20 protein-coding genes are annotated in these 24,268 nt (G+C 70.2%); 4 read left to right on the top strand and 16 right to left on the bottom strand.

Annotated features, from left to right (window positions below; all coding sequences use genetic code 11):
- Positions 1 to 215: 215 nt before the first annotated feature.
- The 16 genes from ABT063_RS49535 to rsmH form a co-directional block, all read right to left on the bottom strand.
- The gene (locus ABT063_RS49535) at positions 216 to 1,352 is read right to left on the bottom strand and encodes a DivIVA domain-containing protein (RefSeq protein WP_351068431.1); all 1,137 of its coding nucleotides are present in this window, start codon (positions 1,350 to 1,352) and stop codon (positions 216 to 218) included.
- Positions 1,353 to 1,398: 46 nt separating this feature from the next.
- Positions 1,399 to 1,683, bottom strand: a complete 285-nt coding sequence (locus ABT063_RS49540; RefSeq protein WP_033318070.1) for a YggT family protein — start codon at positions 1,681 to 1,683, stop codon at positions 1,399 to 1,401.
- A gap of 82 nt (positions 1,684 to 1,765) precedes the next feature.
- Positions 1,766 to 2,425, bottom strand: a complete 660-nt coding sequence (locus ABT063_RS49545; protein ID WP_095756190.1) for a cell division protein SepF — start codon at positions 2,423 to 2,425, stop codon at positions 1,766 to 1,768.
- A gap of 129 nt (positions 2,426 to 2,554) precedes the next feature.
- Positions 2,555 to 3,274: a YggS family pyridoxal phosphate-dependent enzyme gene (locus tag ABT063_RS49550; protein WP_351068433.1), complete on the bottom strand. Its 720-nt coding sequence runs from the start codon at positions 3,272 to 3,274 to the stop codon at positions 2,555 to 2,557.
- A gap of 6 nt (positions 3,275 to 3,280) precedes the next feature.
- Complete coding sequence (gene pgeF / locus ABT063_RS49555; RefSeq protein ID WP_351068435.1) at positions 3,281 to 4,012, bottom strand: peptidoglycan editing factor PgeF; 732 nt, start codon at positions 4,010 to 4,012, stop codon at positions 3,281 to 3,283.
- Positions 4,013 to 4,022: 10 nt separating this feature from the next.
- On the bottom strand, positions 4,023 to 5,219 hold the full coding sequence (ftsZ, locus tag ABT063_RS49560) for a cell division protein FtsZ (protein ID WP_351068438.1): 1,197 nt from the start codon (positions 5,217 to 5,219) through the stop codon (positions 4,023 to 4,025).
- Positions 5,220 to 5,498: 279 nt separating this feature from the next.
- Positions 5,499 to 6,296 (bottom strand): cell division protein FtsQ/DivIB, encoded by a 798-nt coding sequence (locus tag ABT063_RS49565; protein WP_351068469.1) that lies wholly within the window; start codon positions 6,294 to 6,296, stop codon positions 5,499 to 5,501.
- A 39-nt stretch (positions 6,297 to 6,335) separates the two neighbouring features.
- Complete coding sequence (gene murG, locus ABT063_RS49570; RefSeq protein ID WP_351068440.1) at positions 6,336 to 7,433, bottom strand: undecaprenyldiphospho-muramoylpentapeptide beta-N-acetylglucosaminyltransferase; 1,098 nt, start codon at positions 7,431 to 7,433, stop codon at positions 6,336 to 6,338.
- Between the two features lie 6 nt (positions 7,434 to 7,439).
- The gene (gene ftsW, locus ABT063_RS49575; protein ID WP_351068443.1) at positions 7,440 to 8,807 is read right to left on the bottom strand and encodes a putative lipid II flippase FtsW; all 1,368 of its coding nucleotides are present in this window, start codon (positions 8,805 to 8,807) and stop codon (positions 7,440 to 7,442) included.
- Positions 8,808 to 8,898: 91 nt separating this feature from the next.
- The gene (gene murD, locus ABT063_RS49580) at positions 8,899 to 10,323 is read right to left on the bottom strand and encodes a UDP-N-acetylmuramoyl-L-alanine--D-glutamate ligase (protein WP_351068445.1); all 1,425 of its coding nucleotides are present in this window, start codon (positions 10,321 to 10,323) and stop codon (positions 8,899 to 8,901) included.
- A complete protein-coding gene (gene mraY / locus ABT063_RS49585; protein ID WP_124443021.1) occupies positions 10,305 to 11,375 on the bottom strand; it encodes a phospho-N-acetylmuramoyl-pentapeptide-transferase in 1,071 nt (356 codons plus the stop codon). Before mraY ends, murD begins: the two co-directional genes overlap by 19 nt.
- Positions 11,375 to 12,781 (bottom strand): UDP-N-acetylmuramoyl-tripeptide--D-alanyl-D-alanine ligase, encoded by a 1,407-nt coding sequence (locus ABT063_RS49590; RefSeq protein ID WP_351068448.1) that lies wholly within the window; start codon positions 12,779 to 12,781, stop codon positions 11,375 to 11,377. The genes mraY and ABT063_RS49590 overlap by 1 nt, the downstream gene beginning before the upstream one ends.
- Positions 12,782 to 12,785: 4 nt before the next feature.
- A complete protein-coding gene (locus ABT063_RS49595; RefSeq protein WP_351068450.1) occupies positions 12,786 to 14,369 on the bottom strand; it encodes a UDP-N-acetylmuramoyl-L-alanyl-D-glutamate--2,6-diaminopimelate ligase in 1,584 nt (527 codons plus the stop codon).
- A 178-nt stretch (positions 14,370 to 14,547) separates the two neighbouring features.
- Complete coding sequence (locus ABT063_RS49600; RefSeq protein ID WP_502991041.1) at positions 14,548 to 16,512, bottom strand: peptidoglycan D,D-transpeptidase FtsI family protein; 1,965 nt, start codon at positions 16,510 to 16,512, stop codon at positions 14,548 to 14,550.
- Between the two features lie 5 nt (positions 16,513 to 16,517).
- Positions 16,518 to 17,117 (bottom strand): cell division protein FtsL, encoded by a 600-nt coding sequence (gene ftsL, locus ABT063_RS49605; protein ID WP_351068456.1) that lies wholly within the window; start codon positions 17,115 to 17,117, stop codon positions 16,518 to 16,520.
- A 42-nt stretch (positions 17,118 to 17,159) separates the two neighbouring features.
- The gene (gene rsmH / locus ABT063_RS49610) at positions 17,160 to 18,179 is read right to left on the bottom strand and encodes a 16S rRNA (cytosine(1402)-N(4))-methyltransferase RsmH (RefSeq protein WP_351068458.1); all 1,020 of its coding nucleotides are present in this window, start codon (positions 18,177 to 18,179) and stop codon (positions 17,160 to 17,162) included.
- Between the two features lie 412 nt (positions 18,180 to 18,591).
- Here rsmH and ABT063_RS49615 point away from each other — a divergent pair, with 412 nt between their 5' ends.
- The 4 genes from ABT063_RS49615 (at position 18,592) to ABT063_RS49630 (ending at position 24,162) form a co-directional block, all read left to right on the top strand.
- Entirely contained in the window at positions 18,592 to 19,140 is a 549-nt protein-coding gene (locus ABT063_RS49615) for a beta-class carbonic anhydrase (RefSeq protein ID WP_351068460.1), read from the top strand.
- A 239-nt stretch (positions 19,141 to 19,379) separates the two neighbouring features.
- Positions 19,380 to 20,414 (top strand): AAA family ATPase, encoded by a 1,035-nt coding sequence (locus tag ABT063_RS49620; RefSeq protein ID WP_351068462.1) that lies wholly within the window; start codon positions 19,380 to 19,382, stop codon positions 20,412 to 20,414.
- Positions 20,414 to 21,772: a DUF58 domain-containing protein gene (locus ABT063_RS49625; protein ID WP_351068463.1), complete on the top strand. Its 1,359-nt coding sequence runs from the start codon at positions 20,414 to 20,416 to the stop codon at positions 21,770 to 21,772. The genes ABT063_RS49620 and ABT063_RS49625 overlap by 1 nt, the downstream gene beginning before the upstream one ends.
- The gene (locus tag ABT063_RS49630; RefSeq protein ID WP_351068466.1) at positions 21,769 to 24,162 is read left to right on the top strand and encodes a transglutaminase TgpA family protein; all 2,394 of its coding nucleotides are present in this window, start codon (positions 21,769 to 21,771) and stop codon (positions 24,160 to 24,162) included. Before ABT063_RS49625 ends, ABT063_RS49630 begins: the two co-directional genes overlap by 4 nt.
- Positions 24,163 to 24,268: the final 106 nt, after the last annotated feature.

Below are 24,268 nucleotides of genomic sequence, written 5' to 3' on the forward strand. Positions count from 1 at the left end.
CCCGCCTCTCTCCCGTCCCGGCCCCCCCCCTCCGCCGCCCTCTCCAACGCCGCCGGGCGGGGGTGCGGCCTCTGCGCCCCCCCCCCCCCCCCGACGGCGTTGTCGGTCCGCAGTCCGCGGCAAAGGGCGGGGCCCCGGATCGAAAATCCGGGGCCCCGCCCTGAACGCTGCCGACACCTACGTCGTACTACCAACCGTCAGTGGTCCACCAACCGTCAGTTGTCATCCTCGTCGATCAAGAAGCCCCGCATGGGCGACGGAGCCTGCCCCATCGGCGACGGCCCCTGCGGCCGTACCGGCGCCATCGGCTGGGTCATCGCCGGAGACATCTGCTGCTGACCGCCATAGGACGGGCCGGCGGGCGAAGGACCGCCGCCCATCGTCTGGTTGCCACCGTAGGACGGCGCACTCGCACCGGCCGGAGCCATGGACGGCGCCGGAGACGGCGGCAGCGACGCGGTCGCCGGAGTCCGCGGCGGAGCCAGCGAGTCGTCGGCCTGAGTCTCCAGCTGACGCAGCTGCGACTCCAGGTAGGACTTCAGCCGCGTACGGTACTCGCGCTCGAAGCCGCGCAGGTCCTCGACCTTGCGCTCCAGCGTGGCGCGAGCGGACTCCAGGGAGCCCATCGCGACACGGTGCTTCTCCTGCGCGTCCCGCTCAAGGGCATCGGCCTTGGCGCGAGCGTCCCGCTCGAGCCCCTCGGCACGCGAACGCGCCTCGCCGACGATCTTGTTGGCTTCGGAACGGGCCTCGGCGATCGCCTGGTCGGCGGTCTGCTGGGCCAGCGAGAGGACACGGGCGGCACTGTCGCCACCGGGGCCCTGACCGGGGCCGCCCATCGGGCCGCCCATGGGGCCACCCATCGGACCGCCCATCTGCTGCTGCATGGGGGGCTGACCACCCATCGGGCCCTGACCCATGGGCCCCTGGCCCATCGGACCGGGACCCTGCGGTCCGCCCTGACCACCGCCGGGACCGGCGGGCAGCTGCGGTGCACCGCTCGGCAGCTGGGGCGGGCCTCCCATGGGGCCACCCATCTGCTGCTGCGGCGGGCCCGATATGCCGGCGGGCACCGGAGAGCCCGGCCCTCGCATGCCCTGCTGCGGCATACCACCTTGCTGCTGCTGATCCTGCTGCTGTTCCGGAGGCTTGCGCATGTTCTGCTGGTTCTGGGCAGCAGCGCGCGTGGCCGCGGCCAGCTTGGCACGCAGGTCCTCGTTCTCGCGGAGCAGGCGGGTCAGTTCGGCTTCGACCTCGTCGAGGAAGGCATCGACCTCGTCCTCGTCATAGCCTTCTCGGAGGCGGACGGTCGTGAACTGCTTGTTCCGCACGTCCTCGGGGGTCAACGGCATCTCTTCACCTCAACGTAGTCGTCGGCATTCGGCAAGACCGTATCGTTCACAGCCGGCTCACGACGGAGATCAGGATGTAGACGATGATCATCAGTACGAAGAAGGACAGGTCGAGCGCCACGCCCCCGAGACGCAACGGCGGGATGAACCGCCGCAGAAGCTTGAGCGGTGGATCAGTGACAGTGTAGGTGGCCTCCAGAACGACCACCATCGCCTTGCCGGGTTGCCACGAGCGGGCGAACTGGAAGACATAGTCCATGACCAACCGGAAGATCAGCACGATGAGGAAGCACATCAGCGCGATGTAGACGACATCCAAGACCACGCTCATGACTCGTGCTTCCCTCTCCCCTGCTCCGTGCTGCGATGTACCGCTTGTCCTGCTGTTGTACTGCCGTTTCCGGTTGTGCGTCTCAGCTCTGGTTGAAGAACCCGCCCTCTGCGATGCGGGCCTTGTCCTCCGCCGTGACATCGACGTTAGCAGGCGACAACAGAAACACCTTCTGCGTCACCCGCTCGATGCTGCCGTGAAGACCAAACACCAAACCGGCCGCAAAGTCGACAAGTCGCTTGGCGTCTGTGTCATCCATCTCAGTCAGATTCATGATCACCGGGGTGCCTTCACGGAAGTGTTCCCCGATAGTACGGGCCTCGTTGTAGGTCCGGGGGTGAAGCGTGGTGATCCGGTAAGGCTCTCGTTCCGACACGACCTTGGGCATGATCACCGGTGCGTTCTTCTCCAGGCTTGCGCGTTCTTGTGTGATGGATGCCACGGGCGCGATGCGCGCCGGACGCCCGGATTCCGCGGCTAGCGAAGCGGATCGGGGCATCGGGTCGCGTGGCGCCGGAGGCTGCACCACTCGTACCGATTCGTCCCTTTCAGGCTGATGCGCCTGGTGGGACTGGTGCGAGCCGTGCGATTGGTGGGACGGCTCGTGCCGTCGACGGTCCCGCTCGGGCTCCGGGTCCAGTTCGGGCTCGAAGTCGTCATCGGGGTCGAAACCGCGGCCGTCGTACCCATCGTCCTCCACGAGGCCGAGGTAGACCGCCATCTTGCGCATCGCGCCGGCCATTCTCTGAGTCCTCCGCTCTGTGGTGGATCGACTGACGACTGCCAAGTGCCCGCGATCCACGAGGTCGTTATGCCCGCTTTCCAGCGGTAATGACCATATTTTCTGCTGTGGTCCGACTTCTTGGCGACGTTACCCGAGCCCGGCGCGGACTCCGAGTACCGCGCTGCCGACGCGCACATGTGTCGCTCCGGCCGCCACGGCCTGTTCGAGATCCGCACTCATTCCTGCCGAGACCATGTTCGCAGCCGGATGAGCTCGGCGCAGGTCGGTCGACAAATCCATCAACCGCTCGAACGCCGCCTGTTGTCGCCCCGCGTACTCGCCGGTGAGCGGGGCGACGGTCATCAGCCCGTCGAGCCGCAGACCCGGAGCGTCGGCGACGAGATCGGCCAACTCCGCGATTCCGCCCGGCGCTACGCCACCTCGCTCTCCCCTTCCGTTTTCGCCCGCGTCCAGCGCGACCTGGAGCAGACACCCCACTTCGCGCCCGACCCGCACGGCCTCCTTGGACAAGGCCGTCACAAGCTTGGAACGATCGACGGACTGCACGAGATCCGCATAACCGACAACAGATCGCACCTTGTTGGTCTGCAACTGGCCGACAAAGTGCCAAGTAAGGGGCAAATCCGCGCATTCGGCAGCCTTCGGTGCCGCGTCCTGATCGCGGTTCTCCGCCACATGCCGCACACCGAGTTCCGACAGCATCCGCACGTCGTTCGCCGGATAGGTCTTGGTGACCACGATCAGGGTCACTTCGTCACGCCTGCGCCCGGCGGCCGCGCACGCGGCGGCGATCCGCGCCTCCACTTTCGCCAGATTCGCTGCGAGTTCGTCCTTACGGTCCGTCATGTCCGATCAGTCCAGCCACACATAGCCCGCGAGCCGACCCGTGGTGCGGTCGCGGCGGTACGAGAAGTGATCCTCCGACTCCAGCGTGCACACCGGCGACTGCTTCCGGTCGCACACTCCGAGCCGCTCGAGCTGCGCATGCACGCCGGCACTCACATCGACCGCCGGCGTGCCCCAGCTCGTCTCGGCGTGCGCCGCCGGTTCGACGGCGGCCACCTCGGCGCGCATGGCTTCCGGCACCTCGTAGCACCGGCCGCACACGGCGGGCCCGGTGCGGGCGACGATCCGGGACGGCTCGGCACCGAGTTCGACCATGGCCCGTACGGCGGCGGGGACGACCCCGGCGATCATGCCGGGCCGGCCCGCGTGAGCCGTGGCCGCGATCCCGGCGACGGGGTCGGCGAGCAGGACGGGGGTGCAGTCGGCGGTGAGGACGGCGAGGGCGAGACCCCTGCGGGCGGTGACGACCGCGTCGACCGACGGGATCCGCGAGGCGGAACCCCAGGGTCCGTCCACCACCGCCACATCCGTCCCGTGCACCTGGTTCATCCAGACCACCCGAGCGGGGTCGAGCCCGAGGGACTTGGCCGCCAGCTCACGATTCGTGCGTACGGCTTCGGGGTCGTCGCCGACCGCTCCGCCGAGGTTGAGCTCCTCGTACGGAACGGCGCTCACCCCGCCCCACCTGTCGGTGAAGGCGAAGTGCGCGCCGTTCACGGTGTCGCGCTGTTCTATCACGTCAGGAGCATCACTTAAGGAAGTCCGGCACGTCCAGCTCCTCGGCCGCGCTGTCGGAGTAGGACCGCGACGGCGGGACCGGCGGGGAGACCGGAATGTCGGCCACCGGCTCGGGCGCCGGCTCCGGCTCCTCCTTCGGCGTGACGCTGCCGAGCGAGCCGAAGCTCGGACGGCTCTCGGACTGCCGTACCGGAGTGGGCTCCTCGCGGCGGGCCGAGGACGAGGCCGAGCCGAGGATGTTGTCGCGCTTGGCCGGCGGCTGACCCCCGTCGAAGCCGGCCGCGATCACGGTGACCCTGACCTCGTCGCCGAGGGCGTCGTCGATCACCGCGCCGAAGATGATGTTGGCCTCGGGGTGGGCGGCCTCGCTGACCAGCTGAGCGGCCTCGTTGATCTCGAACAGGCCGAGGTCGGAGCCGCCGGAGATGGAGAGCAGCACGCCCCGGGCGCCGTCGATGGACGCCTCCAGGAGCGGCGAGGAGATCGCCATCTCGGCCGCGGCCACCGCGCGGTCGTCGCCGCGGGCCGAGCCGATGCCCATGAGGGCCGAACCGGCCTCGGACATGACCGACTTGACGTCGGCGAAGTCGAGGTTGATCAGGCCGGGCGTGGTGATGAGGTCGGTGATGCCCTGAACGCCGGAGAGCAGGACCTGGTCCGCCGACTTGAAGGCGTCCAGGACCGAGACCTGGCGGTCCGAGATGGACAGCAGCCGGTCGTTCGGGATGACGATGAGGGTGTCGACCTCTTCGCGGAGCTCGGCGATGCCGTCCTCGGCCTGGTTCGCGCGGCGCCGTCCCTCGAAGGTGAACGGGCGCGTGACCACGCCGATGGTGAGGGCACCGAGCGAGCGAGCGATGTTGGCCACGACGGGCGCGCCGCCGGTGCCGGTGCCGCCGCCTTCACCGGCCGTCACGAAGACCATGTCGGCCCCCTTGAGGACCTCCTCGATCTCCTCGCGGTGGTCCTCGGCGGCCTTGCGGCCGACGGCCGGGTTGGCTCCGGCGCCGAGTCCGCGGGTGAGTTCGCGGCCGACGTCGAGCTTGACGTCGGCGTCGCTCATCAACAGAGCTTGCGCGTCGGTGTTGATGGCGATGAACTCGACGCCCTTGAGACCGACCTCGATCATCCGGTTGATGGCATTGACACCACCGCCGCCGACACCGATGACTTTGATGACTGCGAGGTAGTTCTGCGGTGCTGCCACGTCGAAGGCCTCTCGCCTCGAGTTACGTGTCGTCGCCTCGCGGGTGCGCCGCGATCCGACGACTGATGCCGATTGGGACGGTCCGTATCGCCGACCCGAACCCTAACGTTGAAGTTTAGGGTTACCAGTGTGTCCGTTCCCTGGAGTCTTCTGAACAGGACACTAAGTCGACAAGTGGCGCACGTTCAACGAACACGCCGAACCTCCCGTTTTTCTTTTCACCCTATGTGATCAGGCGTAGCGCTGCCCAACCAGGGTGCTGGCCTGCGCGGATGTGCGTCAACTCCCTGATGACGCAGGCGCGGTGGGAACGCTGACATCGAAGTGCCGCGCGCCGGGAGATGCTTTCATGAGAGCGGTGAGCGTGCGCGCCTTAGCGGCGCCCTTGTCTCCGCTGCCCCACGCGACGGTTCGCCCGTCGCTCAACTCCAGCGAGATGTCGTCGTACGAACGCACCTTGACGGTACGGGTGTCGCGTGCGACGGCGGCCGGAATGGCACCGGCGACCCGGACCGCCTCCTTCACCAACCGGTCCTCGCCGAAGCGGCGCAGGCTGGCGGCGCGTGAGTCCGGACGAAAGAGCGCCATTTCCAGTGCGGGCACGCCTTTCGGGGCCTCAGAAACCGTGGCGAATCGGACACCTTCATCGTCCACTTCGACAAAGTTTCGGCCTTTTTGGACAAGCAGAACCGGAGTGCGTTCAGTCACTTTCAGTCCGATTCCATGAGGCCAGGATCGGACTACCTCAATCACGTCAATTCGGGGCAATTTCTGACGCAGTCGCGCCTCAATCACATCGGTGTCGACGGAAATCAGCGGCGCCCCGACCGTGACGTCCGCGGCCTCGCGCACCTGCGCGGGCGTCAGGACGCGTGTCCCGGAGACGGATACGCGCTCCACGCGCAGCCAGGACGAGCCGTACAAGAGCCAGACGGAGCCCGCCGCGAGAAGGATGAGCGCGATGGCGAAGATGATGATCGTACGAAGCGGGGGTGGCTTGAGCCTCCGGACGGGCGGCGGGCCGGACGACGATTCCTGCTGGCGTTCCCCGCGCTCGGCGGTCGTCGATCCGGCCACGCCTGCCTGCCTTCCGATCATGCGGTCCTACATACAGTCCTATCGATGTGCACGGTTGGCGGCGATCGCCTCGTACACCATCCCGACGAGCAGGTCATCGGCGTCCCGGCGGCCGAACTCGGCGGCGGAGCGGGACATCTGGTACAGACGGTGCGGGTCGGCGAGCACGGGCAGGACGTTCTGCTGGACCCACTGGGGAGTCAGTTCCGCGTCGTCGACCAGAAGTCCGCCACCGGCCTTGACCACCGGCTGGGCGTTCAGCCGCTGTTCGCCGTTGCCGATGGGCAGCGGTACGTAGGCGGCCGGCAGTCCGACGGCGGAGAGTTCGGCGACGGTCATCGCGCCCGCGCGGCAGAGCATCATGTCGGCCGCGGCGTACGCGAGGTCCATCCGGTCCACGTACGGTACCGGGATGTAGGGGGGCATCCCCGGCATCTGCTGCACGTGCGGCAGTTCGTTCTTCGGTCCGACCGCGTGCAGGATCTGGATCCCGGCCTGCTGAAGGTACGGAGCGACCTGCTGGACCACCTCGTTGAGCCGGCGGGCGCCCTGCGAGCCGCCGGAGACCAGCAGCGTCGGCAGGTTCGGGTCGAGCCCGAAGGCGGCCCGGGCCTCGGGGCGTACGGCGGCCCGGTCGAGGGTGGCGATGGAGCGGCGCAGCGGGATGCCGATGTAGCGGGCACCGCGCAGCTTGCTGTCGGGCGTGGAGACGGCGACCTGGGCCGCGTACCGCGAACCGATCTTGTTGGCGAGGCCGGGGCGGGCATTGGCCTCGTGGATGACGATCGGCACCCCCAGGCGCTTGGCGGCGAGGTAGCCGGGCAGGGCGACATATCCGCCGAAGCCGACGACGGCGTCCGCCCTGGTGCGCTCCAGGATCTGTTCGGCGGCCTTGATCGTGCCGCGCAGCCGGCCCGGGACGGTGATCAGCTCGGGGGTCGGCTTGCGTGGCAGCGGTACCGCGGGGATCAGCGCGAGCTCATAGCCCCGCTCCGGTACGAGCCGGGTCTCCAGGCCGCGCTCAGTGCCCAGGGCCGTGATTCCCACGGCCGGGTCCTGCCTGCGCAGGGCGTCCGCGAGGGCGAGCGCGGGCTCGATGTGGCCGGCGGTCCCCCCACCGGCGAGTACGACATGCACCGAAATTCACCGCTCTCCGGACGAGCGCGCCGCCGAGGCACGCCGTCGCATCGTGTTCCATCTCCTGGGGCTCCGGTAACTCCCGGTCACAGAGCCTCCCGCCCGCTTTCTACCAAAGCGGGGTTGCCGCATCGAAAGCGCCGCCCGCGCAGCGGGCTCGTCGCGCGCGAAGGCGATCAGCAACCCGATGGCGAACATGGTCGGCAGCAGGGCGGACCCTCCGTAGGAGAACAGCGGGAGAGGGACACCGGCGATCGGCAGCAGGCCGAGCACCGCACCGATGTTGATCACCGCCTGCGCGGTGATCCAGGTGGTCACACCTCCCGCGGCATACCTCACGAAGGGGTCCTCCGTGCGTCCGGCCACGCGGATACCCGCATAGCCTAGAGCCGCGAAGAGGGCGAGTACCGACAGCGTCCCCGCCAGGCCCAGTTCCTCACCGGTGACGGCGAAGATGAAGTCCGTGTGGGCTTCGGGGAGTTGACCCCATTTCTCCACACTCGCACCGATCCCGGAACCGAAGATTCCGCCGGAGGCGAGCGCATAGATCCCGTGCACGGCCTGCCAGCAGTCGACGGGTCCCGACTGCGGTTCGGTGGCGCCGAGGCACTGCAGACGCGCCATGCGGTTCGCGCTGGTCTTGATCAGGACCAACCCGATCAGGCCGGCGACCGACAGCACCCCGGCGAACATCCGCGTAGGCGCGCCCGCCAGCCACAGCAGGCCGAACAGGATCGCCGTGAGGATGATCGCCGTACCCATGTCGCCGCCGAGCATGATCAGCCCGAGCAGCATGAAGGCGACCGGCACGAGCGGCACCAGCATGTGCTTCCACTGGGTCAGCAGCTTCTTGTCCTGCTTGCGGGCGAGCAGGTCGGCGCCCCACAGCACGAGGGCGAGCTTGCCGAACTCGCTGGGCTGGATCTGGAAGGAGCCGCCGAGCGAGATCCAGTTCTGGTTGCCGTTGACCGACACCCCTATCCCCGGAATCTGCACCAGGGCCATCAGGAAGACGGCACCCGCCAGAATCGGGTAGGCCAGCGCCCGGTGCAGCTTCACCGGCATCCGGGAGGCGATCAGCATCAGCGCCCCGCCGAGGACGGCCGCGAGGAGCTGCTTGCGGAAGAAGTACGAGCCCGGCAAGGACATCTGCAACGCCGTGATCTGGGAGGCCGAGTAGACCATCACCAGGCCCAGCACGGTGATCAGCAGGCTGCCGCCGAGGATCAGGTAGTACGCGGTCAGCGGCCGGTCCCAGGCGCGGCGGGCGCGCGTGTACAGGCTGAGGAACGGATTCTCGCGCGATGTCCGTGGGGCGACAGGTCGTCTGGCGGCCCGCTGCACGGGCGGCCGCCCGGTACGACTACCGGGCATCGGCTTCTCCTGCCCGATCGAACCCGGGCCACATCCGAGTCACGCGTCCCTCCAAGGGTCCCGATGCACCCGCCGTGGCCAAGACCCACTGTCAGGTGCCCGCGCCGAGTTCGCGAACCGCCTCCGCGAACGCGTCACCGCGCTTGTTGTAGTTGGTGAACATGTCCATGGAGGCACAGGCCGGGGCCAACAGGACCGTGTCGCCCTCGACCGCGAGCCGCTTGGCCTCCTGGACAGCCTGGAGCATCGCCCCAGTGTCGGTCCGGTCGAGGTCGACGACGGGTACTTCCGGGGCGTGTCGCGCGAGGGCTTCACGGATCAGCGCTCGATCCGCGCCGATGAGCACCGCCCCGCGAAGTCGCTTTGCCGACTTGGCGACCAGCTCGTCGAAGGTGGCACCCTTCGCCAGTCCGCCCGCGATCCACACGATCGACTCGTACGCCGCCAACGAGGCCTCGGCCGCATGGGTGTTGGTGGCCTTGGAGTCGTCGATGTACGCGACCCCGTCCACGTCCGCGACGTGCGCGATGCGGTGGGCGTCCGGGGTGAAGGCCCGCAGGCCGTCCCGTACGGCCGCGGCGGGCACCCCGAAGGCACGCGCGAGGGCCGCTGCCGCAAGGGCGTTGGCGATGTTGTGCGGGGCGGGCGGGTTGACGTCGGAGACCTCGGCGAGCTCCTGGGCGTTCTTCTGCCGGTTCTCCACGAAGGCGCGGTCGACCAGGATGCCGTCCACGACGCCGAGTTGGGACGGCGCGGGCGTGCCGAGGGTGAAGCCGACGGCCCGGCAGCCCTCCTCGACGTCGGCCGCGCGCACCAGGTCCTCGGTGGCCTTGTCCGCGACGTTGTAGACGCAGGCGACACGATTGCCCTCGTAGATACGGCCCTTGTCGGCGGCGTACGCCTCCATGGAGCCGTGCCAGTCGAGGTGGTCGGGGGCGAGGTTCAGTACGACGGCGGAGTGGGCGCGCAGGGAGGGCGCCCAGTGGAGCTGGTAGCTCGACAGTTCCACGGCGAGGACGTCGTACCGCTCGTCACCGAGCACCGTGTCCAGCAGGGAGACGCCGATGTTGCCGACGGCGGCCGTGCGCAGGCCCGCCGCCTTGAGGATCGAGGCGAGCATCTGGACGGTGGTGGTCTTGCCGTTGGTGCCGGTGACGGCGAGCCAGGGCGCGGCGTCGGGTCCGCGCAGCCGCCAGGCGAGCTCGACGTCGCCCCAGACCGGAACTCCGGCTTCCCGGGCCGCCGCGAACAGCGGCTTGTCGGGCTTCCAGCCGGGCGTGGTCACGATCAGCTCCGTGCCCTCCGGCAGGGTTGCCCCGTCACCGAGGCGCACGGTGACGCCCGGCGCCTCCAGCTCGGCGGCCTGCGCACGGGCCCGCTCGTCGTCGCCGTCGTTGACGACCGTCACGACAGCGCCGAGGCCGTGCAGCACCTTGGCCGCCGGGATACCGGAGACGCCTAGCCCGGCGACGGTGACGTTCTTGCCCTGCCAGTCGGTCACTTGTCCGCTGCCCATCCCGCGTAGAAGAGGCCCAGTCCGACGATCACACAGATGCCCTGGATGATCCAGAAGCGGACCACGACAAGGACTTCGGACCAGCCCTTGAGTTCGAAGTGGTGCTGGAGTGGCGCCATGCGGAAGACGCGCTTTCCGGTCATGCGGAAGGAGCCGACCTGGATGACGACCGACATGGTGATGAGCACGAACAGGCCGCCGAGGAGCGCCAGCAGCAGCTCCGTACGCGAGCAGATCGCGAGGCCGGCGAGCACACCGCCGAGCGCGAGCGAACCGGTGTCGCCCATGAAGATCTTGGCCGGTGAGGTGTTCCACCACAGGAAGCCGAGGCAGGCGCCCATCAACGCCGCGGAGACGACGGCGAGATCGAGTGGATCACGCACTTCGTAGCAGGCGCCCGGGTTGGTCAGGCTCTCGCCGTTGGCGCAGGACTCCTGGAACTGCCAGACGCCGATGAAGGTGTAGGCGCCGAAGACGAGGACGGAGGCCCCGGTGGCCAGACCGTCCAGGCCGTCGGTCAGGTTCACGCCGTTCGACATCGCGAGGATCATGAACAGCGCCCAGACGACGAACAGCACCGGGCCGATCGTCCAGCCGAAGTCCGTGATGAACGACAGCTTCGTGGAGGCCGGTGTGTTGCCGCGGGCGTCCGAGAACTGCAGCGAGAGCACCGCGAAGCTGATGCCGACGATCAGCTGGCCGGCCATCTTCGCCTTGGCCCGCAGGCCCAGCGAACGCCGCTTGACGATCTTGATGTAGTCGTCGAGGAAGCCGACCAGACCCATGCCGACCATCAGGCCGAGCACCAGCAGACCGGAGTAGGTCGGGGTGTAGCCGGTGATGACCTTGGACAGGAAGTAGGCGGCGACCGTCGCGAAGATGAAGGCGATACCGCCCATGGTCGGCGTACCGCGCTTGCTGCCGTGCGTGCGCGGCCCGTCGTCGCGGATGTACTGGCCGTAGCCCTTGCGCGCCAGCAGCTTGATCAGCAGCGGGGTGCCGACCAGCGTCAGGAAGAGGCCAATGACTCCTGCGAACAGGATCTGCTTCATCATCGGGCGGCAACCTCACCCTCGGCACCGGTCTCGATGAGCGCCTGCGCCACGCTCTCGAGCCCCACCGAACGGGACGCCTTCACGAGTACGACGTCCCCCGGGCGCAACTCGCTGCGCAACAGGTCGACCGCCGCCTGTGCGTCGGACACGTGCACCGACTCCTCACCCCACGAACCCTCGTTATATGCGCCCAGTTGCAGCCAGGACGCTTCCCTGCCCCCGACCGCGACGAGCTTGCTGACGTTGAGCCGGACGGCGAGCCGTCCGACCGCGTCGTGCTCGGCGAGCGCCTCGTCCCCGAGCTCGGCCATCTTGCCGAGCACCGCCCAGGTCCGCCGCCCCTTCCCCATCGCGGCAAGCGCGCGCAGGGCGGCCCGCATGGACTCGGGGTTCGCGTTGTAGGCGTCGTTGACGACCGTCACGCCGTCCGGGCGCTCGGTGACCTCCATACGCCAGCGGGAGAGGGAGCCCGCCTCGGAGAGCGCGGTGGCGATCTCTTCCGCGGACATGCCCAGTTCGTGGGCGACGGCGGCCGCGGCGAGCGCGTTCGACACGTGGTGCTCACCGTACAGGCGCATGGTCACATCGCTTGCACCGGAGGGTGTGTGAAGCCTGAAGGCGGGCTGTCCACTGTCCGTGAGTCTCACGTTCTCGGCGCGTACGTCCGCTTCGCCGGACTCTCCGAAAAGGATCACCTTCGCCTTCGTACGGGATGCCATGGCCCGTACGAGCGGGTCGTCGGCGTTGAGGACCGCCGTCCCGTCTTCCGGAAGAGCCTCTACGAGTTCGCCCTTGGCCTGCGCGATCTGCTCGCGCCCGCCGAACTCGCCGATGTGGGCGGTGCCGACGTTGAGCACCAGGCCGATCTTCGGGGGCGTCAGGTCGGTGAGGTAGCGGATGTGGCCGATGCCGCGGGCGCCCATCTCCAGCACGAGGAACCTCGTCTCCTCGGTGGCGCTGAGCGCGGTCAGCGGCAGCCCGATCTCGTTGTTGAGCGAGCCCGGGGTCCACACCGTCGGCGCCTTGTGCTGGAGCACCTGCGCGATCAGGTCCTTGGTGCTGGTCTTGCCCGCCGACCCGGTGAGGGCGACGAGGGTGGCGCCGAGACGTCGTACGACATGACGCGCGAGGGCACCGAGGGCCGTCTGGACGTCGTCGACGACGATCGCGGGCACTCCGACCGGGCGCGATGCCAGGACGGCGACGGCTCCCGCCGCCACGACCGCGGTCGCGAAGTCGTGGCCGTCCACGCGCTCTCCGGCGAAGGCGGCGAAGAGGGTGCCGGGTTCCACCTCTCTGGAGTCCCGGACGACCGGTCCGGTGACCTGCACGGACGGATCCGGTATGTCGTACGTCTGCCCGCCGACGACTGCTGCGATCTCGGCGAGAGAGAGGGCGATCACAAGTTCATCCCTGGGTCTTCTGGATAGCTTCGCGAAGCACCTGGCGGTCGTCGAAGGGACGCACCACCCCGGCGATGTCCTGGCCCTGCTCATGGCCCTTGCCCGCGACCAGCACGGTGTCGCCGGGCCGTGCGCGGGCCACGGCGGCGGCGATCGCGGCGGCCCGGTCCTCGAAGACCTGGACCTCGCCGCGCTCGTGCGCCGGTACGGAGGCCGCGCCCTCGAGCATGGTGGCGAGGATCGCGAGGGGGTCTTCGGAGCGGGGGTTGTCGGAGGTCAGTACGGCGGTGTCGGCGAGCCGGGCGGCGGCGGCGCCCATCGGCCCGCGCTTGGTCTTGTCACGGTCTCCGCCGCAGCCGAGCACCACGTGCAGGCTGCCCTCGGTGACCTTGCGGAGCGCCTTGAGGACCGATTCGACCGCGTCCGTCTTGTGGGCGTAGTCGACGACCGCGAGGTAGGGCTGCCCGGCGTCCACGCGCTCCAGGCGGCCCGGCACCCCCGGCACCGCGGCGATGCCGTCGGCGGCGGACTGCGCGTCGAGGCCGACGGCGGCGAGGGCGACGATCGCGGCGAGGGTGTTGGCCACGTTGAAGGGCCCGGCGAGCGGCGACTTGGCGGTGATCCGCTCGTCCTTGGGGCCGATCACGGTGAACGTCGAGTCCAGCGGCCCGACCTGGACGTCCTCGGCACGCCAGTCGGCGTCCGGATGTCCCTCGGCGGAGAAGGTGACGACCGGGACGGTGGCCTCCTTGGCGAGCCGGCGGCCGTACTCGTCGTCGACGTTGACCACGCCGAGTTTGCTGCGTTTCGGCGTGAACAGCTGTGCCTTGGCCCGGAAGTAGTCCTCCATGTCGGAGTGGAACTCCATGTGTTCCGGGCTGAGGTTGGTGAAGACGCCGATGTCGAAGACGCAGCCGTCGACGCGCCCGAGGACGAGGGCGTGGCTGGAGACCTCCATGGCGACCGCCTCGACACCGCGCTCGCGCATGACCGCGAACAGGGCCTGGAGGTCGGTGGCCTCGGGGGTGGTGCGCTCGGACTTGATGCGCTCGTCGCCGATGCGCATCTCGACCGTGCCGATCAGTCCCACCCGTCGCTCACCACCGCCCTCAACCGACGGCGCTACGCGCCGGCCCCCCTCGTCCGTGGACCTGGCCGTCTTCAGACCGCCCTCGACGAGATAGGCGGTGGTGGTCTTGCCGGAGGTGCCGGTGATGCCGATCTGGAGGAGATCGCGGCCGGGGTGGCCGTAGATCGTGGCGGCCAGCTCGCCCATCCGTGCGCGGGGGTCGTCGACCACCAGGACCGGGAGCCCGGTCGCGGCGGCGCGCTCGGCGCCCGTCGGATCGGTCAGCACGGCGGTCGCGCCGAGGCCGGCGGCCTGGGTGACGAAGTCGGCGCCGTGCAGGCGGGCGCCCGGCAGGGCGGCGTACAGGTCGCCGGGGCGGACGGCGCGCGAGTCGTGGGTGATGCCCGTGACCTCGACCGTCTGCTGGCTCTCCGACAGCGCGGCGCCCAGCTGATCGGCCAGCTCCGCGAGGGGTGTGGCGGAGACCTGGACCGGCCGGGGCGGTCCCGGATATGTCACGGGTGCGCCCTTCTGGGTGGTTTGGGACTGATCAGCGTGTGGCACGGCGGTGAGCGTACCGGGCGCACCCGCCTGGGAGCGAAGTGAGGGGCCGGGGGCGCCCTGGTTCCCGGAATCGGGGGTGATCGTTGTCACGAGGTGGTTCCTGGTGGCTCGGTGCTGATCGGAATGTGGCTGATCAGGGTTGGTAGGTGACCGGGAGGTTGGCGGGCCTCGCGCCGGTCGGCGGGACCTGGAGGGTCTTCAGGGCGAACTCCATGACCTGCTTGTAGACGGGTCCGCAGATCTGGCCGCCGAAGTAGCTGCCCTTGGTGGCGTTCTGGATGGCGCAGTAGACGGTGACGCGGGGCTTGTCCGCGGGGGCGAATCCGGCGAACGACGACGTGTAGCCCTTGTACTTGCCGGTGGCCGGATCCACACGGTTGGCCGTGCCCGTCTTGCCCGCGACGCGGTAGCCGGGGATCCGCGCCTTGGTGCCGGTGCCCTCCTCGTCGTCCACCACCGACTCCAGCATCCGGGCCAGCGTCCTCGCCGTCTTTTCGCTGATGACCCTGGTCTTCTTGGGTGTCGCGGCGGGGACGAAGCGTCCGTCGGGTCCCTTCGTGCCGCGCACGAGCGTGGGGGCGACGCGGACGCCGCCGTTGGCGATGGTCGAGTAGACGGACGCCGCCTGCATCGCGTTGAGGGACACGCCCTGGCCGAAAGGAATCGTGTACTGCTGCGAGGTCGACCACTGGTCCGGCGCCGCGAGGATGCCGGGGGTCTCGCCGGGGAAGCCGAGGCCGGTGTGGCTGCCGAGGCCGAACTTGCGCAGGTAGGAGTAGAGGACCTGGTTGGCCTGCTTCTGCGACTTGCCGAGCTGGCCGGTGGCCAGGATGGTGCCGATGTTGCTGGACTTGGCGAGCACGCCGTTGAGCGTGAGGTACCAGGTCGGGTGATTGATGTCGTCCTTGAACAGCCGGTCGCCGCGGTGCAGCCGGTTGGGCACGACGACGTGCGTCAGCGGGTCGGCGACGTTCTCCTCCAGTACGGCGGCCATCGACATGACCTTGGCGGTCGAGCCGGGCTCGAACGCGTCCTGGACGGCGGCGTTGCCCATGTCCGCCGACTTGGCGTCGGACAGGTCGTTCGGGTCGAAGCCGGGCGAGTTGGCCATGGAGAGGATCTCGCCGGTCCGCGTGTCCTGCACGATCACATAGCCGCGGTCCGCCCCGGACTTCTTCACCTGCTCGGTGATCGCGTTCTGCGCGGCCCACTGGATGTCACGGTCGATGGTGAGCTCGACGTCGCTGCCGGGCACGGCGGGCGTCTCGGTGGAGCCGACGGTCGGCACCTGGCGGCCCCCGGACTGGGCGTAGCGGATCTTGCCGTCCTTGCCGGCCAGCAGGCTGTTGAGCTGCTGTTCGATGCCGCCGCCACCCTTGCCGTCGGCGTTGACCCAGCCCAGTATCCCGGCGGCGAGGTCGCCGTTGGGGTACACGCGCTTGCTGGTGGGGACGGCGAGGACGCCCGCGAGGACGTTGACCGTGCTCTTGTCGGTCCCGGACTTGGTGGCCAGCGCGGTCTTCAGGTCCTTGATCTGCTTCCAGACCTGCGGGGTCTGGCGGCTCGCGAGCACGACGTAGCGCAGCTTCTTGTTCTTGGGCCTGAGCTTCCGGACGATCGTGTCCTGTTCCTGGCCGAGGATCGGGGCGAGCAGGGCGGCCGCCTGCTCGGGCCCGTCGTCGACCTTCAGCTGCTCGCGGGTGAACAGCGTGGGGTCGGCCGTGATGGTGTACGCGTCGACGCTGGTCGCGAGGGCCACGCCGGTGCGGTCGGTGATCCCGCCGCGCTCGGCGGCCAGCGTGTAGCCGACGTACCGGTTCTGCTCGGCCTTGGCGGCGTAGGTGCTCGCGTCGACGGCCTGCACCTGGAGCAGCCGTACGACGAAGGCGATCAGTACGAGGGTCAGCGCGACGCCGACCAGGCGCAGCCTGGGGCGGGGGCTGCCCAGCTGGATGACGCGGGGCATGGGGCGGGGCGCTGCCGGGCGGCGGGCCGGGCGGGCTCCGGGGCCCGGGCGCCGCTGGCCGACGGGGCGGGCGGAGCGCTCGGGGCGTGCGGGTCCGGGCACGCGGCGGCGCGGCGGTTCCCTGTCGGACACTTCCGTCACCTGCCGGGGGTCGTGGTCGTGTAGGGCTGAGGGATCTGGGCGGGCGGGGGTGGGGTGCGGGTGGCCGGGGGCGTCGTCGTCCGCGGGGCGAGCACGGGTGCCGGCGGGGTGGCCGTCGGCGTGGCCGTCGGGGTCGGGAGGCCGGGCATCGGGAGCGGGGCGGAGAGGTCGTCGAGCGCCTCGGGTGCGAGGACGAGGGGCATGCGCGCGGAGGCCTGCTCGGGAGCGGGGGCGGGGGACGGGACGCCCTTGACGGTGCCGTCGGGGTCGAGGAAGGCCGGATCGCCGCCGGGCACCATGCCGAACTCGCGGGCGCGGCGCTGGAGGGCCTCGGGAGCGGAGTAGGCGTCGATGTCCCGCTGGAGGGCCTGCTCCTCGTCGGTCAGGCTCTTCGTCTCCTTCTGCAGGTCGTCGAGCTTGAACGACCCTTCGCTGATCGCCGAGTTCAGCACCAGCAGCCCGATGAGGCCGCCGCCGAGGAGCAGGACGACCAGGAGGACGAAGGGGGTGCGGGCGGCCTGCCCGGGGCTCGCCGTACCCGGGATGAGCCGGGCGAGACGGGCGGCCCTGCCCCTCAGTTGGGGTTTCCTACTCACTGGCCCTCCCCCGAGTCCGGCTTCCCGACTCACGCACGCCCCTCACTCGATGTCCTCCCTGATGCGCTGAGCCCCGCGCAGGCGCGCGGGTGCCGCCCGCCGGTTCTCGGCGACCTCTTCCTCGGTGGGAAGTTCGGCACCGCGCGTGAGCAGCTTGAGCCGGGGCTGGTAGCGCTCGGGGACGACCGGCAGCCCGGCCGGGGCGGTGGTGGCGGCGCCGGCCGCGAAGACCTGCTTGACCAGCCGGTCCTCCAGCGAGTGGTACGACAGGACAGCGATCCGCCCGCCCACGTCGAGCGCCTTCACCGCGGCCGGGACCGCCCGCTCCAGGACGGCGAGTTCGCCGTTGACCTCGATGCGCAGGGCCTGGAAGGTGCGCTTGGCCGGGTTGCCGCCGGTCCGCTTGGCGGCCTGCGGCAGCGCGTCCCGGATCAGCTCCACGAGCCGCCCGCTGTTCGCGAACGGCTCCTTCTCGCGCTCGCGCACGATCGCGGACACGATCCGCTTGGCCTGCTTCTCCTCGCCGTACATGCGCAGGATCCGGACGAGCTCGCCGGCCGGGTAGGTGTTGAGGACCTCGGCGGCGCTGATGCCGGTCGTCTGGTCCATGCGCATGTCGAGCGGGGCGTCCTGGGCGTAGGCGAAGCCGCGGTCGGCCTCGTCGAGCTGCATGGAGGAGACGCCGAGGTCGAACAGGACGCCCTGGACGCGCGGGATGCCGAGCCTGTCGAGCACCTCGGGCAGCTCGTCGTACACGGCGTGCACGAGGGTGGCGCGCTCCCCGTACGGCGCGAGCCGCTCGCCGGACAGGCGCAGGGCCTCCTTGTCGCGGTCGAGGGCGACGAGGCGGGCCTCGGGGAACCTGGCGAGCAGCGCCTCGCTGTGGCCGCCGAGGCCGAGGGTGCAGTCGACGACGACCGCTCCCGGGCGCTCGAGGGCGGGGGCCAACAGGTCCAGGCACCGCTGGAGCATCACCGGGACGTGTCGACTCTGTCCCTCCCGTCGCCCACCACCACCCTTGTTCGAATGCGCTTCGCGCCCGTTCACTTCAGGGCCTCTCATGCTCCGGCACGGGACGTCGTACGTACCGCCGGGTCCCCGCCCGCTCGTGAAGGGGAGGCCTGCCGGCGCCGGAAGCGTCAGCCGACCGGGAGCGGGAGGAGGCCGAGCCGTACGTACGCGCCGCGCACGTGGGGAGAGCTCCGGAAAATCGCCGGGGTCTCCGGGGGAAATCAGTCCAGCAGGGAGGCCTCGCCTCCCGCTTCGCGTCACTTTAGTCCACCCTGTCTTCCGGTCAATCAACCGGCCTGCGCGTCGCGGCCCGGGGTGAGGGTGTAGCGGTAGGGCGCGAGGAATCACTCGTGCGGCCGCCCGCACGTCATCCGTGTGGGTTAGCTCACAACAAGCCTCAATGACGTTCTTTGTCGTCTCTCACAGCGGGACGGGACGGGGCGTGACCAGTACCGTCATGGGTATGACGACTTCCACATCGGTTCCCGCAGGCCCCGAAGCCGCCATAGTCACCGGCGGCACCGTCACCGACCGTCTCGTCGAGGCGAACGAGCGGTACGCCGCCGCATTCACCGACCCAGGGATGGACGCCCGTCCCGTCCTGCACGTCGCCGTCGTGGCCTGTATGGACGCCCGTCTCGACCTGCACGACGCGCTCGGCCTGGAGCTGGGCGACTGTCACACCATCCGCAACGCCGGGGGCGTCGTCACCGACGACGTGATCCGCTCGCTCACCATCAGCCAGCGCAAGCTCGGCACGCGGAGCATCGTCCTCATCCACCACACCGGCTGCGGCCTGGAGTCGATCACCGAGGACTTCCGCACCGAACTGGAGATGGAGGTCGGCCAGCGCCCCGCCTGGGCGGTGGAGGCCTTCCGGGACGTCGACCAGGACGTACGGCAGTCCATGCAGCGCGTGCGCACTTCGCCGTTCCTGCTGCACACCGACGACGTGCGCGGGTTCGTGTTCGACGTGCACAGCGGCCTCCTGCGCGAGATCGACCCCGCGTAACCACCCGCCGCAGCTGTCGATTCGCTGTTAATTTCCGGCCCCAGGGGTACCAGAAAGGCCGCAAGACCCGACATATCGCGGGCAGTTGTCCACAGGCGAGTGACACGAATCGGTAACGGCAGCAAGAATGCGGTTGTGGCAACACGCGGAACTTTTCACGCGTGGTGTCCGTGTTTCGGGGTGGGCCGGTTACGCATCACAGAGCGTCGGCCCGGAAAGAACGGGCCGAGGAGGGCCGGGTGACGACCTATGACGATCGAGCGAGCCTCACTGATCTGACCGCCGTGGTGGAGCGGGTACGTAGTTCGGTGGAGGGCGTGATCGAAGGAAAGCCCGAGGTCGTACGGCTCTCGTTGACCGTGCTGCTCGCCGAGGGACACCTCTTGATCGAGGATGTTCCCGGCGTGGGCAAGACCATGCTGGCCAAGGCGATGGCACGGTCCATCGACTGTTCGGTGCGCCGCATCCAGTTCACGCCCGACCTGCTGCCCTCGGACATCACCGGTGTGTCCATCTGGGACCAGCAGCGCAAGGACTTCGAGTTCAAGCCGGGCGCCATCTTCGCGCAGATCGTGATCGGCGACGAGATCAACCGCGCCTCGCCGAAGACGCAGTCCGCGCTGCTGGAGTCGATGGAGGAGCGCCAGGTCACCATCGACGGGCAGACGTACGAGCTGCCCAGCCCCTTCATGGTGGTGGCCACGCAGAACCCGGTCGAGATGGAGGGCACCTACCCGCTGCCGGAGGCCCAGCGCGACCGCTTCATGGCCCGCGTCTCCATCGGCTACCCGAGCGCGGAGGCCGAGCTGCAGATGCTCGACATCCACGGCGGGGTGAACCCCCTGGACGACCTCCAGCCGGTGGCGCACGCGCACGAGATCGTGAAGCTGATCGACGCCGTCCGCGGCGTCCACGTCGCCGACACGGTCCGGCGCTACGCGGTCGACCTGGTCGCCGCCACCCGCACGCACCCCGACCTGAGGCTCGGCGCCTCCCCGCGCGCGACGCTGCACCTGCTGCGCGCGGCGAAGGCGGCCGCGGCCCTCAGCGGCCGGGAGTACGCGCTGCCCGACGACGTGCAAGCGCTTGCCGTCGCCGTGCTGGCGCACCGTCTGCTGCCCACCGCGCAGGCCCAGCTGAACCGCCGTACGTCGGAGCAGGTGGTGCAGGAGATCCTGCAGCAGACCCCGGTTCCCGCGGCGCCCCAGCAGAGCGGCCTCGGGCTGGGCCGCAGCACGCCCGCGTACCCGCAGCAGCCGCCGCGGAGGCTTTGATGACCACAGGGCTCGGGCGCGCGGAGGCCGACCAGGGCGACAAGGGCGGAGTGCGCACAGCCCTGGCCGGACTGACGACCCGCGGCCGCTCCTTCTTCGCGGCCGGAATCGCCGCGGCCATCTGCGCGTACGTCCTCGGGCAGAGCGACCTGCTGCGGGTCGGGCTGCTGCTGGCCGTGCTGCCCCTGATCTGCGCCACCGTGCTCTACCGCACGCGCTACCGGGTGGCCGGCAGCCGCCGGCTCTCCCCCGCGCGCGTGCCCGCCGGCAGCGAGGCCCGCGTCCATCTGCGGATGGACAACGTCTCGCGGCTGTCCACGGGCCTGCTGATGCTCCAGGACCGGGTGCCGTACGTGCTGGGTCCGCGCCCCCGCTTCGTGCTCGACCGGGTCGAGCCGGGCGGGCGCCGCGAGGTGTCCTACCGCGTCCGCTCCGATCTGCGGGGACGCTATCCGCTGGGCCCGTTGCAGCTGCGTCTGACCGACCCGTTCGGCATGTGCGAGCTGACCCGGTCCTTCTCGACGTACGACACCCTGACAGTGATTCCGCGCGTGGAGCCGCTGCCGCCGGTGCGCCTCAGCGGCGAGGCGAAGGGATACGGCGAGGGGCGGCAGCGCTCGCTCGCCCTGGCCGGCGAGGACGACCTCATCCCACGCGGATACCGCTACGGCGACGACCTGCGCCGAGTGCACTGGCGCTCCACCGCGCGCTACGGCGAGCTGATGGTGCGCCGCGAGGAGCAGCCGCAGCGCTCCCGCTGCACTGTACTGCTCGACACCCGGGGCCTCGCCTTCCAGGGCGCGGGCCCCGACTCTGCCTTCGAGTGGGCCGTGGCGGGCACCGCCTCCGTCCTGGTGCACATGCTCGAACGGGGCTTTTCCGTACGGCTGTTGACGGACACCGGCAACTCCGTGCCCGGCGAGGGCGCCGACGGGTTCGCGGGCGCGAACCAGGAGTCGGCGGACGCGGCCGGGCTGATGATGGACACCCTCGCGGTGATCGACCACTCGGACGGCCCGGGCCTGTCCCGGGCGTACGACGTGCTGCGCGGCGGGAACGAAGGGCTGCTGGTGGCGTTCTTCGGCGACCTCGACGAGGAGCAGGCCGCGGTGGCCGCCAAGATGCGGCAGCGCAGCGGAGGGGCGGTCGCCTTCCTGCTGGACAGCGACACCTGGGCTCGGGAACCGAGCGATGTGCCCGGCCCGTTGGACAGGAGCGAGGAGGGGCTGCGGATGCTGCGCGAGGCGGGCTGGACGGCGCTGAGCGTGCCGCGGGGCGTTTCCTTGAACGACCTGTGGCGTCAGGCGGACCGGGAGCGCACGGGCGTCGGCGTAATAGGCAGGGGGGACGGATCATGAGCGGGCGGGCACGACTGACGCTGTGCTCCTGGGCGGCCACACTGATGGCCTCCTGCGCCCTGCTGCCGCTGGTCGAGCCGGCCACCTGGATCCTGCAGGCCGCCTTCCTGCTGGCGGTGCAGACGGGCGTGGGCGCGGCGGCCCGGCGGGTGCCGCTGGCCCGGCCGCTGACCCTGGCGGCCCAGGCCCTGGTCGCTCTGGTGCTGCTGACCGTGACCTTCGCGCGTGAGCAGGCCATCGCCGGGCTGATCCCCGGGCCGGACGCCTTTCTCCGCTTCTCCGACCTGCTTCAGCAGGGCAGCGACGACATAGCGCGGTACGCGATCCCGGCGCCGCTGGAGTCCGACGGCATCCGGCTGATGCTCGTCGGCGGCGTCCTGGTGATCGGTCTCGCGGTGGACACGCTCGCGGTGACCTTCCGCAGCGCGGCCCCGGCCGGACTGCCGCTGCTCGCGCTGTACTCCGTCGCCGCGGGGCTGTCCGACGGCGGGACCGACTGGCTGTGGTTCCTGGTCGCGGCGGCCGGCTATCTGCTGCTGCTCCTGGCCGAGGGGCGGGAGCGGCTCGCACAGTGGGGCCGGGTCTTCGGCGGGGCGGCGCGCACTCCGGGTGCGGAGTCCGGCGGTGCGGTGGCGCCGGTCCGCACCGGCCGGCGCATCGGTGTGGTCGCGCTGGGCGTCGCCCTCGTGGTGCCGCTCGCCCTGCCCGCGATGAACGGCGGCCTGCTGGACGGCGCCGGGACGGGCGTGGGCTCCGGGAGTGGGGGCGGGGGCACGATATCAGCGGTGAACCCACTGGTGGCGCTGCGCGACAATCTGAACCAGGACCAGGACCAGCAGGTCATGACCCTGCAGACCGACGACGACACCGACCTGTCGAACCTGTACTTGCGGATCGTGTCCCTGGACGACTTCGACGGCACCACCTGGAAGCCGTCCAAGCGGGCCATCACCGCCGTACCGGACGGCGAGTTCCCGACCCCCATCGGCCTCCGTCCGGACGTCAAGCGCACGGAGATCGAGACCACCATCTCGGCGTCGGACGACTACGCCCAGAACTGGCTGCCGATGCCGTACCCGCCCAGCGGCGTGCGGATCAACGGCAACTGGCGCTACGAACCCGAGGGCATGACGCTCGTCGGCGACCACGGCCAGACCACGCGCAGTGCGACGTACCAGGTGAAGAGCCTGGAAGTGCAGCCGACGGCCGAGCAGCTCGCCTCGGCACCGGCGGCCCCCGCGGCTCTGGAACGCGAGTACACCGACCTGCCGGACTCGCTGCCGGAGGTGGTGGCCAGGACGGCCCGCGAGATCACCGCGGACGCCACGAACCCCTACCAGCAGGCGGTCGCCCTCCAGGACTACTTCGCCATCACCGGCGGCTTCGAGTACGACACCCAGGTGCAGGTGGGCAGCGGCTCGCAGGCGATCGCCCGCTTCCTGAGGGACAAGCAGGGCTTCTGCGTCCACTTCTCCTTCGCGATGGCGGCGATGGCCCGGTCCCTGGACATACCCGCCCGGGTCGCGGTGGGCTTCGCGCCCGGTTCCCCGCAGGCGGACGGGTCGGTGTCGGTGGGGCTGAAGGACGCCCACGCCTGGCCCGAGCTGTACTTCGAGGGCGTGGGCTGGACCCGTTTCGAGCCGACCCCGAACCGCGGTTCGGTACCGACGTACACCGTGCCGGAGGCGCCCGGAAGCACGCTCCCGGACCCGGCGCTGCCGTCCCGGTCGGCGAGCTCGGCGCCCTCGGCCGCGCCCTCGGCGAGCGAGAGCTGCACGGCGGAGGAGAAGAAGCTGGAGGCGTGCGAGAGCGAGTCCCCGCAGGCCGCGCTGGGCAACGGCGACGGCGGTCCGAAGTGGCCCGCGATCCTGTTGTGGGCCCTCGCCGGCCTCGCCGGCCTGGCGATCCCGCTGGCCCCGATGCTGTGGCGGCTGCGAACCCGGGCCGTACGACTGGGCGCGCACGGCCGCACGGAGGCGGACGCGGCGGCGCACACCCTGGCGGTCTGGCAGGAGTTGACCGACACGGCGTGGGACTTCGGGATCCTGCCGGACGAGTCGCAGACCCCGCGCAAGGCGGCCGCCCGGATCGCCCGGCTCGGACACCTCGACCCGATGGCCGCGGCCGCGGTGCACCGCGTCGCGGACGCCGTGGAGCAGGTCCTCTACGCGCCGCGGCCGCGCCCGGCGGCGGGCCTCGCGGAGGACGTCCGCCGGGTGATCGGCGGGCTGCACGGCACCGTCGGCCGGGGCACCAAGCTGCGGGCGGTGGTGGCGCCACGTTCCACTGTGCGAGTGGTCTGGGCGGCGTCGGAATGGTGGACCGGCGTCAAGGCCCGCGCGGCGGCGGCACGACCGACTCTGCGCAAGCCGTCGGACCAGCGGGGGTGAGCGTGCTTCCGGCCTGATCCCTTCAAGCAGAGGCCTTCTGGGAACCGGATGCCGTGCGCGTTCAGGAAGTCGGTGCGGTAGAGCTTGTTGACGCAGAGGGTGTCGT

It is taken from the genome of Streptomyces sp. NPDC002838 (assembly GCF_040295365.1).
Classification (GTDB): domain Bacteria; phylum Actinomycetota; class Actinomycetes; order Streptomycetales; family Streptomycetaceae; genus Streptomyces.

What these genes read in the sequence shown, in the direction of transcription:
- ABT063_RS49535 (WP_351068431.1), bottom strand. Translation starts at nt 1,352, where the DNA reads ATGCCGTTGACCCCCGAGGACGTGCGGAACAAGCAGTTCACGACCGTC.
- ABT063_RS49540 (WP_033318070.1), bottom strand. Translation starts at nt 1,683, where the DNA reads ATGAGCGTGGTCTTGGATGTCGTCTACATCGCGCTGATGTGCTTCCTC.
- ABT063_RS49545 (WP_095756190.1), bottom strand. Translation starts at nt 2,425, where the DNA reads ATGGCCGGCGCGATGCGCAAGATGGCGGTCTACCTCGGCCTCGTGGAG.
- ABT063_RS49550 (WP_351068433.1), bottom strand. Translation starts at nt 3,274, where the DNA reads ATGACGGACCGTAAGGACGAACTCGCAGCGAATCTGGCGAAAGTGGAG.
- ftsW (WP_351068443.1), bottom strand. Translation starts at nt 8,807, where the DNA reads ATGCCCGGTAGTCGTACCGGGCGGCCGCCCGTGCAGCGGGCCGCCAGA.
- murD (WP_351068445.1), bottom strand. Translation starts at nt 10,323, where the DNA reads ATGGGCAGCGGACAAGTGACCGACTGGCAGGGCAAGAACGTCACCGTC.
- mraY (WP_124443021.1), bottom strand. Translation starts at nt 11,375, where the DNA reads ATGAAGCAGATCCTGTTCGCAGGAGTCATTGGCCTCTTCCTGACGCTG.
- rsmH (WP_351068458.1), bottom strand. Translation starts at nt 18,179, where the DNA reads ATGAGAGGCCCTGAAGTGAACGGGCGCGAAGCGCATTCGAACAAGGGT.
- ABT063_RS49615 (WP_351068460.1), top strand. Translation starts at nt 18,592, where the DNA reads ATGACGACTTCCACATCGGTTCCCGCAGGCCCCGAAGCCGCCATAGTC.
- ABT063_RS49625 (WP_351068463.1), top strand. Translation starts at nt 20,414, where the DNA reads ATGACCACAGGGCTCGGGCGCGCGGAGGCCGACCAGGGCGACAAGGGC.
- ABT063_RS49630 (WP_351068466.1), top strand. Translation starts at nt 21,769, where the DNA reads ATGAGCGGGCGGGCACGACTGACGCTGTGCTCCTGGGCGGCCACACTG.